A 7,497-nucleotide genomic window follows, 5' to 3' on the forward strand; every position below is an offset into this window, starting at 1 on the left:
TATGCGCGAAGACCCGCTTCGAGTTCACGGAGGCTTAGTCGGACGGCGGCAGTTTCTTTGGGCCGGCATGACCGGCCTTCTGGTGATCAGCCTGCCGCGCTGGGCCATTGCCCGTCCGAGCCTCGATGAAGCGATCCGTACCTTCACCGGGGGAGCCGACGTTCTCGACGGCCGCGTCCGGCTCGACCTGCCGCCTTTGGTCGAAAACGGCAATGCGGTCGGGATCACGGTCGCCGCCGAGAGCCCGATGACCGCGGACGATCATGTCCGGCGCATCGCGGTCTTCAACGAGAAGAACCCGGAGGCGAATGTCGCGGTTTTCCGTCTCGGGCCGCGCTCGGGCCGCGCCACCGTCTCGACGAGGATCCGGCTCGCGACCTCCCAGGTGGTGGTCGCGGTCGCTGAGATGAGCGACGGCAGCTTCTGGTCAAGCCGTGCAAGCGCGATCGTCACGCTGGCCGCCTGTATCGAGGATCTCTCATAGTGGCGCGCGCACTCGTCAACGTGCCGAAAGCGGCCAGGCAGGGCGAGGTCGTCGAGATCCGAGCGATGATCGCGCATCCGATGGAGACCGGCTACCGTGTCGGCCCGAACGGCATCAACATCCCACGCGACATCATCCGCCGTTTCGCCTGTACCTACAACGGCGAGGAGGTGTTTTCGGCCGATCTCTTTCCAGCGGTATCGGCCAATCCGTTCATCGCCTTCACGCTCGTCGCCACGACGAGCGGCACGATCGACTTCACCTGGACGGACGATGCCGGGAAGAGCCAAACGGCGTCGGCCGAAATCACGGTGAGCTGATGCGCGCCCTCTGGGGCCTGGTGGGGATCATCGCGGCGGTCGTCTGCAGCATGGCCATCGCTGCCGGCATCGAAGACGGCGAGAAACGCTCCGGATTCGACTTCATGACGCCGGAGACGCAGGCGCTGCAGGCCGACGACATGAGCAACCCCGGCATGCTGTGGGTACTGCAGGGCGAGCAGCTCTGGCAGCAGCCGGAGGGTAGGGCGGATGTCGCCTGCGCCGGCTGCCATGGCGATGCCAGTCAGACGATGCGCGGCGTTGCCACGCGCTACCCGGCCTTTGACGAGGCGACGGGACGGCCGATCGACCTTGCCGGGCGCATCAATTCCTGCCGCGCGGAGCGCCAGCAGGCCGAGCCGCTGGCGCCGGAATCTGACGCGTTGCTCGCCCTGACGGCCTATGTGGCACGTCAGTCGCGCGGCATGCCAATCACACCGGCGATCGACGCCCGGCTGGCGCCGTTTCGCGACAACGGTCGGCGTCTGTTCCAGAGCCGTATCGGCCAGCTCGATCTTTCCTGCGCCTCCTGCCACGACGACAATTGGGGCAAACGGCTCGGCGGCAGTGTCATGCCGCAGGCGCATCCGACCGGCTATCCGCTCTACCGGCTGGAGTGGCAGACGGTCGGTTCGCTGCAGCGGCGCCTGCGCAACTGCATGATCGGGGTCAGGGCGGAGCCCTTCGCCTTCGGCGCACCGGAACTCGTTGACCTTGAGCTCCATCTGATGGAGCGGGCCCGTGGCTTGCGGGTCGAGACGCCGGCGGTCCGGCCATGATGCCGGCCAACGGCCGGTCTTCATCTGTCGCCGACGGACAGTTGATCGCAACGCGGCGCGCGGGTCTGGCAGGACCTTGCTAACCTCGCACATGTCGTCGATATGGAGCTTGATGAGTTCACCGAAGGTTTGGCGAAAAGCGCAGTATCGTGACGCACGCTCGTGTGTACTTGACACAAGCTAACGATTTAAAGTTAAACAAAAACGATGACGTATCAAGCACATAGACTGGCTATTGCGCCGATGATGGATTGGACGGACCGGCACTGCCGGTTCTTTCATCGTCAGTTGACACGCCGGGCGCTGCTTTACACCGAGATGGTCGTGGCCGACGCGGTCATCCAGGGCGCGCGCGAGCGCTTACTCGGCTTCGACGATACCGAGCATCCAGTCGCGTTGCAGCTCGGCGGCTCCGATCCGCAGAAGCTTGCCGAGGCGGCGCGCATCGGCGAAGCCTTCGGCTATGACGAGATCAATCTCAATGTCGGCTGCCCGTCCGATCGCGTCCAGTCGGGCACGTTCGGTGCCTGCCTGATGAAGGCACCAGTTCTTGTCGCTGACTGCATTGCGGCGATGAAGGTTTCCGTCAGTATCCCCGTCACAGTCAAATGCCGGATCGGCGTCGACGAGCAGGATCCTGAGCCGGCGCTCGACGCGCTGGCGGACGGCGTTTTCGCGGCCGGCGCCGACGCGCTGTGGGTGCATGCCCGGAAAGCGTGGCTGGAAGGGCTGAGCCCGAAGGAAAACCGCGACGTCCCGCCGCTCGACTACAGCAGGGTCTATCGGCTGAAAGCCAGAAAACAAAACAAATTCATTGGCATCAATGGCGGTATTCAATCTCTTGAAGAAGCGCTCGACCACATTGATCACGTCGACGGCGCTATGCTCGGCCGCACCGCGTATCACACGCCGGGCATTCTGGCAGGCGTCGACGCCGCGTTTTACGGCGACAAACCCGACGCGCTCGATTTTGTCGCGCTGATCGACGCCATGGCGGATTATGCGGCGCACCATATCGAGCGGGGCGGGCGGCTTGGTCATGTCACCCGTCATATGGTCGGGGTGTTCCACGGCCTGCCGGGCGCGCGCCGCTACCGGCAGATCCTTTCCACTGACGCGACAAGGCCCGGCGCTGGACCGGACGTTCTGAAGGCGGCTTTCGCTGCAGTCGATTTCGGCAGGGCGGATGCGGAAGCAGCCTGACTGTTCAGTCGCGAAAGATCATGCGGCGCGTCTACGCAGTCCGTTCAGCAATCCAGAGGACCGTCGATAGCTGAGGCAAGTCGGGCTAAGCAGCGCGCGCCCGCTCGCCGTCCGGCATTTCTTCTCTGATCCCGCGTGCTGCGCTCCGGACGCGAAGGGCGTCGCGCTTCGGCGGCGCTTTGAACAGTCGGGCATAGTCGCGCGTGAATTGTGAAACGCTCTCGTAGCCCACCTCGAACCCAGAGCTGCTTGCCGAGAGGCCTTCATCCAGCATGAGGCGGCGCGCTTCGACCAGGCGAAGCCGCTTCTGGTACTGTCCCGGTGTCAGCGATGTCATCTGTTTGAAATGCTTATGGAAGGCGGTGAGGCTCATTGCCGCTGCCGCCGCCAGGCGTTCGGCGGACACGCGCGATCGGTACTCCGCTCTCAGGATCGCGATGGCCGCGGCGAGGCGGCTCGCGTGGCTTTCTGGATCCGCAAGTGCCCGCAAGGCGACGCCGTGCGGCCCCGACAGAAGCCAATAGTGCAGCTCATGCATGATTCCGTCGCGCAGGAGCGGTATCGCATCGGGCCGGTCCAGCAGCCTCATCAGCCGCGATGCGCAGTCCAGCGCCGCGGCTTCGGTGTCTTCGGCGAACAAGGTGCGTGTCTCGGACGGGCGTAGCTGGCGGACGCTGCCCAGTTGAGCCGTCAGCTCGCGCAGGATCGTCATCTCGAGCTCGACCGCTACGGCCAGATAGGGTTCGCTCCGGCTCGCCTGCACGATCCGCCCGACGACCGGCATGTCCGCGCTCACGATCACAGACTGCCCGGCGGAGAAGACCTGCTGCTCTCTTCCCACGGTCATGCGCTTGGCGCCCTGTAGGACCAGGCACACCAGGGGTCGATAGACTGAATGAAGATCGCCGGAAGGGGACTCGATGTACATCATCTTGAGACCCGGCACAGGCGTCACCGCCAAGCCATCGCTGTTGGCATGTCGACTGGCATAAGCCTGAGCGGCCTGTTTGAGCGAGTCCATGTGATCTCTCTCCTGTAGCGTGGCTCGATACCTAGCATACCGCGCGCGCAAACGTCACGTGGGCTGCAGAATCGAGCAAGTTTTGCGCATGGGTTGGCAAGCTCCTGGCCGGCCCGCGCGGTATGTAACGTCCCGACAAAAGCAAGTTCGCTACAAGGAAAGGAACTCCCAATGTCTGGACAGAACGAGGTGCCGAGACGAGCCGTGCTGGCGGTGGTCGCCATGGCTCCAGTAGCACTCGCGGTCGGGGCCGCCCGCGCGCAAACGACCGGTCAGGCGCCGGCATCGCGCGGCAAGGTCGCCCTGGTGACCGGCTCTTCCCGGGGCATCGGCGCAGCGACGGCCAGGCGCCTCGCTCGTGACGGCTATGCCGTCACCGTGAATTGCGAAAAGAACCGCGATCTCGCGGCCGGCGTAGTCCGGGAGATCGAGGCAACTGGCGGGCGCGCCATCTGGGTGCAGGCCGACGTCAGCGATCCCAGTGCAGTGCAACGCCTGTTCGAGGAAAACGAGCGCGCGTTCGGCGGCGTCGACGTTGTCGTGAGCAATGCCGGCATCATGCGGCTTGCGCCTTTCCGCGACATGACCGACGCCGATTTCAGCCGGATGGTCGACGTCAACCAGAAGGGCAGTTTCTACGTGCTGCGCGAGGCGGCGCGGCGCGTGCGCGACGGCGGCCGGATCATCGCGCTGTCCTCGAGCATCACTCAGCTGCGCAGCCCGACCTACGGAGCTTACGCCGCCACCAAGGCCGCGCAGGAACTCTACGCGAACATACTCGCCAAGGAACTTGAAGGCCGCATGATCTCGGTGAACGCCATGGCACCAGGCCTTGTGAACACAACCCTCTTCACCGACGGCAAGACCCCCGAGCAGATCGCCGGCTTCGCCGCTCGCACGCCACACAAGCGGCTAGGCGAGCCTTCCGACATTGCCGATGCGATCGCGGCGCTCTGCAGCGGTGACGGCGCCTGGATCAACGGACAGACGGTATTTGCAAACGGTGGCGTCGTTTGATCCCGAGCAGCTGGAATACATGGAGCACAGAACGATGAAAACGACGGGAAACACGATCCTCATCACCGGCGGCGGATCCGGTATTGGGAGGGAACTGGCGCTGCGCTTCAATGCGCTTGGAAACACTGTGATCGTCGCCGGACGGCGCGAGGAGGCGCTCGAGCGGACGATTGCCGGGCGTGAAGGCATGCACGCGATGGTCGGCGATGTCGAAGATTCGGAAGCAATCACAGCATTTGCCAAGCGCGTAGTCGCCGAACACCCGGCACTCAACATGCTCATCAACAATGCCGGTATCATGCGCCGCGAAGATCTGACCAGGACCCGCGATCTGCGCGACGCGGAGGAGACGATCGTCACCAACTTGTTCGGGCCGATCCGGCTCATCAACGCGCTAATCGACCACTTGGCGGCCCGGCAAAACGCCGTGATCGTCAACGTCTCGTCAGGCCTGGCCTTTGTGCCGCTGAGTGGCACGCCGACCTACAATGCCACCAAAGCGGCGATCCATTCCTATACGGTGTCGTTGCGCGAGCAACTCAAGGGCAAGGTCGAAGTGATCGAGCTTGCGCCGCCCGCGGTTCGCACTGAACTGACGCCCGGCCAGTCGACCCGCGAGGAGTATATGCCGCTCGATGCGTTCATTGACGAGGCGATGGCGTTGCTCAGTCGGCAGCCGACGCCGAAAGAGATCCTGGTGGAGCGAGTAGGCTTCCTGCGCTGGGCGGAACGGGAAGGCCGGTTTGATCAGGCAGTCGAGATGCTCAACACTCACTGAGCGGCGCCGAAGCAGCCTGACTGTTCAATCGCGCAAGATCATGCGGTCGCCGCGCACGTCAAAACCGGACAGCGAGCTGATGAAATTCATGCCGAGCAGGCTCTGGCCGAGCATGCCGGGCGCGGCAATCATGACCGGCATGTCCTTGCGCACGATCCCGCCGATCGCCAATTCGTCGGTTCTCACGGCGGCGGCGCGCGCCATGCCATTGGCGGTAGAAACCGGTATGGTGAAATTGAGAACGGCTGGATTGAACCCAGCCGCTTGCGCGTCCTGCGCGGTCAGCACGGTGCTGGTTGCGCCGGTATCGACCACGGCCCGGACCGGCGTGCCGTTGATCATGATGCGCGCTTCGAAATGGCCATTGCCGGCCTTGTCCAGGGTCACGGTGGCGTGGCCGTCTTCCAACCCCAATGCCAGTGGACTGCCGGGAACAAGGCCGGCCGTTACCCGGCTGGCGACATCCTGCAACTCATAACGGTACTGATAGCCGGCGATCAATGCGAGCACGATGACGACCCAGGTGCCGAGATTGCGGGCCATGGCGCCCAAGGGCCTGCCTGATCTGAGCAGGCCGGCGCCGATGAGCGCGACCAATGCGCCAAGCCAGATCAGCCGGCTGAAATCGTAATTCTCGACGCCGAACGTGCTGCCGGCGGAATCGTTGAGCATGAGCAGGACCACGCCGGCCCCGATCACGATCATCAAAGTCCAGAAAAACCGGTTCATATATGGCTCACGAGAGGGCGTCGCGTTCGCGCGCGAGGCGGGTGCGGCGCGTTTCCCGACGCGGTCTGCGTTCAACCATCTCCAGTCGGGCCGGCAGCTCGGCCATGACGCTGCGGCGGACTTCAGGGGTCATCTCGATCCAGGCGCCGATTTCCTCGCGCGTGCGGCCGCACCCGAAGCAGAAGCCGGTTTTCATATCGATCGAACAGACCAGGATGCATGGGGATTCGATGGCCGTCATGATATTCTCTTGTCTCGCTTCCACATGGTGTAACGGCAAGGCCAATGCAAGCCCTCCGGAATGCGCCGCCGGCAACCGCTTTCGCGTCAATGCTGGCAGTTGTGCCTACGAAGCAAGGCGGCTATGCCGCTCACCAACTCCAGGGAATGATCACCAACGACATGACCAGCGCGCTGCCCTTCGACGATTTTCGCAATCTTCTGGCGACCCTGCCGCCGGCCGACGCGGCGGCCGAAGCCCGTGTCCGTGCGTTGTTTGCCAAGGCCGACAAACCCAAAGGTTCGCTCGGCCGCGTCGAGGACATCGCCGCGTGGCTCGCCGCCTGGAGCGGCCGTGCGCCGCCGGCGGTGAACAGGCCGTTGGTGGCGATCTTCGCCGGCAATCATGGCGTCGCCCGGCACGGCATTTCGCCGCGGCCTGTCGCTGCCACGGCGAACGCGGTCGAGCTTTGCGCGGCGGGCGGTGCTGCGGTCAACCAGATATGCATTGCCAACGATCTGGGGCTGAAAGTGTTCGATCTTGCGCTGCACATTCCGACCGCCGACATCACCGAGGATGCAGCACTTGACGAGCGCGGCTGCGCCGCCACCATGGCCTTCGGCATGGAGGCAGTCGCCGGCGGCACCGATCTGCTTTGCCTTGGCGACCTCGGCGTCGGCAATTCCACTATAGCAGCGGCTTTGTTTGCGGCACTGTTCGGCGGCAAGGGTGCCGATTGGGTCGGATCCGGATCGGGTGCCGATGCGGCGATGCAGGCGCGCAAGGCCGAGGTGGTCGATGCGGCGCTAGTCCTCCACGGCACAAGTCTCAGGGACCCGCTCGAAGCGTTGCGCCGGGTTGGCGGCCGCGAATTCGCGGCGATCGCCGGCGCCATCCTCGCCGCCCGGATGCAGAAGATCCCGGTGCTGCTCGATGGACTGGCGGC

10 protein-coding genes are annotated in these 7,497 nt (G+C 64.4%); 7 read left to right on the forward strand and 3 right to left on the reverse strand.

All coding sequences use genetic code 11. The features are described 5' to 3' along the window. Window position 1 precedes the first annotated feature (1 nt). The 4 genes from EOC94_RS16530 to dusA all read left to right on the forward strand — a co-directional run bounded on the left by EOC94_RS16530 (window position 2) and on the right by dusA (window position 2,786). On the forward strand, window positions 2-484 hold the full coding sequence (locus EOC94_RS16530; RefSeq protein WP_127291783.1) for a SoxY-related AACIE arm protein: 483 nt from the start codon (window positions 2-4) through the stop codon (window positions 482-484). Further along, a complete protein-coding gene (gene soxZ, locus EOC94_RS16535; protein ID WP_127291786.1) occupies window positions 484-804 on the forward strand; it encodes a thiosulfate oxidation carrier complex protein SoxZ in 321 nt (106 codons plus the stop codon). The genes EOC94_RS16530 and soxZ overlap by 1 nt, the downstream gene beginning before the upstream one ends. A gap of 50 nt (window positions 805-854) precedes the next feature. Beyond that, window positions 855-1,583: a sulfur oxidation c-type cytochrome SoxA gene (gene soxA, locus EOC94_RS16540; protein WP_245465582.1), complete on the forward strand. Its 729-nt coding sequence runs from the start codon at window positions 855-857 to the stop codon at window positions 1,581-1,583. A gap of 207 nt (window positions 1,584-1,790) precedes the next feature. Beyond that, the gene (gene dusA / locus EOC94_RS16545; RefSeq protein ID WP_127291791.1) at window positions 1,791-2,786 is read left to right on the forward strand and encodes a tRNA dihydrouridine(20/20a) synthase DusA; all 996 of its coding nucleotides are present in this window, start codon (window positions 1,791-1,793) and stop codon (window positions 2,784-2,786) included. 85 nt (window positions 2,787-2,871) lie between these two features. Here the strand turns inward: dusA and EOC94_RS16550 are convergent, their stop codons facing one another. Beyond that, window positions 2,872-3,807: an AraC family transcriptional regulator gene (locus tag EOC94_RS16550; RefSeq protein ID WP_127291794.1), complete on the reverse strand. Its 936-nt coding sequence runs from the start codon at window positions 3,805-3,807 to the stop codon at window positions 2,872-2,874. Between the two features lie 171 nt (window positions 3,808-3,978). On the opposite strand from EOC94_RS16550, the gene EOC94_RS16555 reads away from it, so the two are divergent. Beyond that, window positions 3,979-4,824: an SDR family oxidoreductase gene (locus EOC94_RS16555; protein ID WP_095486875.1), complete on the forward strand. Its 846-nt coding sequence runs from the start codon at window positions 3,979-3,981 to the stop codon at window positions 4,822-4,824. A gap of 34 nt (window positions 4,825-4,858) precedes the next feature. Beyond that, window positions 4,859-5,602, forward strand: coding sequence for an SDR family oxidoreductase (locus tag EOC94_RS16560; protein WP_095486929.1), 744 nt, complete (start codon window positions 4,859-4,861; stop codon window positions 5,600-5,602). Between the two features lie 24 nt (window positions 5,603-5,626). Here EOC94_RS16560 and EOC94_RS16565 read toward each other — a convergent pair whose 3' ends face one another. Further along, a complete protein-coding gene (locus tag EOC94_RS16565; RefSeq protein ID WP_126106556.1) occupies window positions 5,627-6,331 on the reverse strand; it encodes a TIGR02281 family clan AA aspartic protease in 705 nt (234 codons plus the stop codon). A 7-nt stretch (window positions 6,332-6,338) separates the two neighbouring features. After that, on the reverse strand, window positions 6,339-6,572 hold the full coding sequence (locus tag EOC94_RS16570) for a DUF1289 domain-containing protein (RefSeq protein ID WP_164547208.1): 234 nt from the start codon (window positions 6,570-6,572) through the stop codon (window positions 6,339-6,341). 161 nt (window positions 6,573-6,733) lie between these two features. Here EOC94_RS16570 and EOC94_RS16575 point away from each other — a divergent pair. Then, the coding region (locus EOC94_RS16575) for a nicotinate-nucleotide--dimethylbenzimidazole phosphoribosyltransferase (RefSeq protein ID WP_127291824.1) at window positions 6,734-7,497 on the forward strand (764 nt) is incomplete at its 3' end.

Source organism: Mesorhizobium sp. M6A.T.Ce.TU.016.01.1.1, from assembly GCF_003997065.1.
GTDB classification, from domain to species: Bacteria; Pseudomonadota; Alphaproteobacteria; order Rhizobiales; family Rhizobiaceae; genus Mesorhizobium; species Mesorhizobium mediterraneum.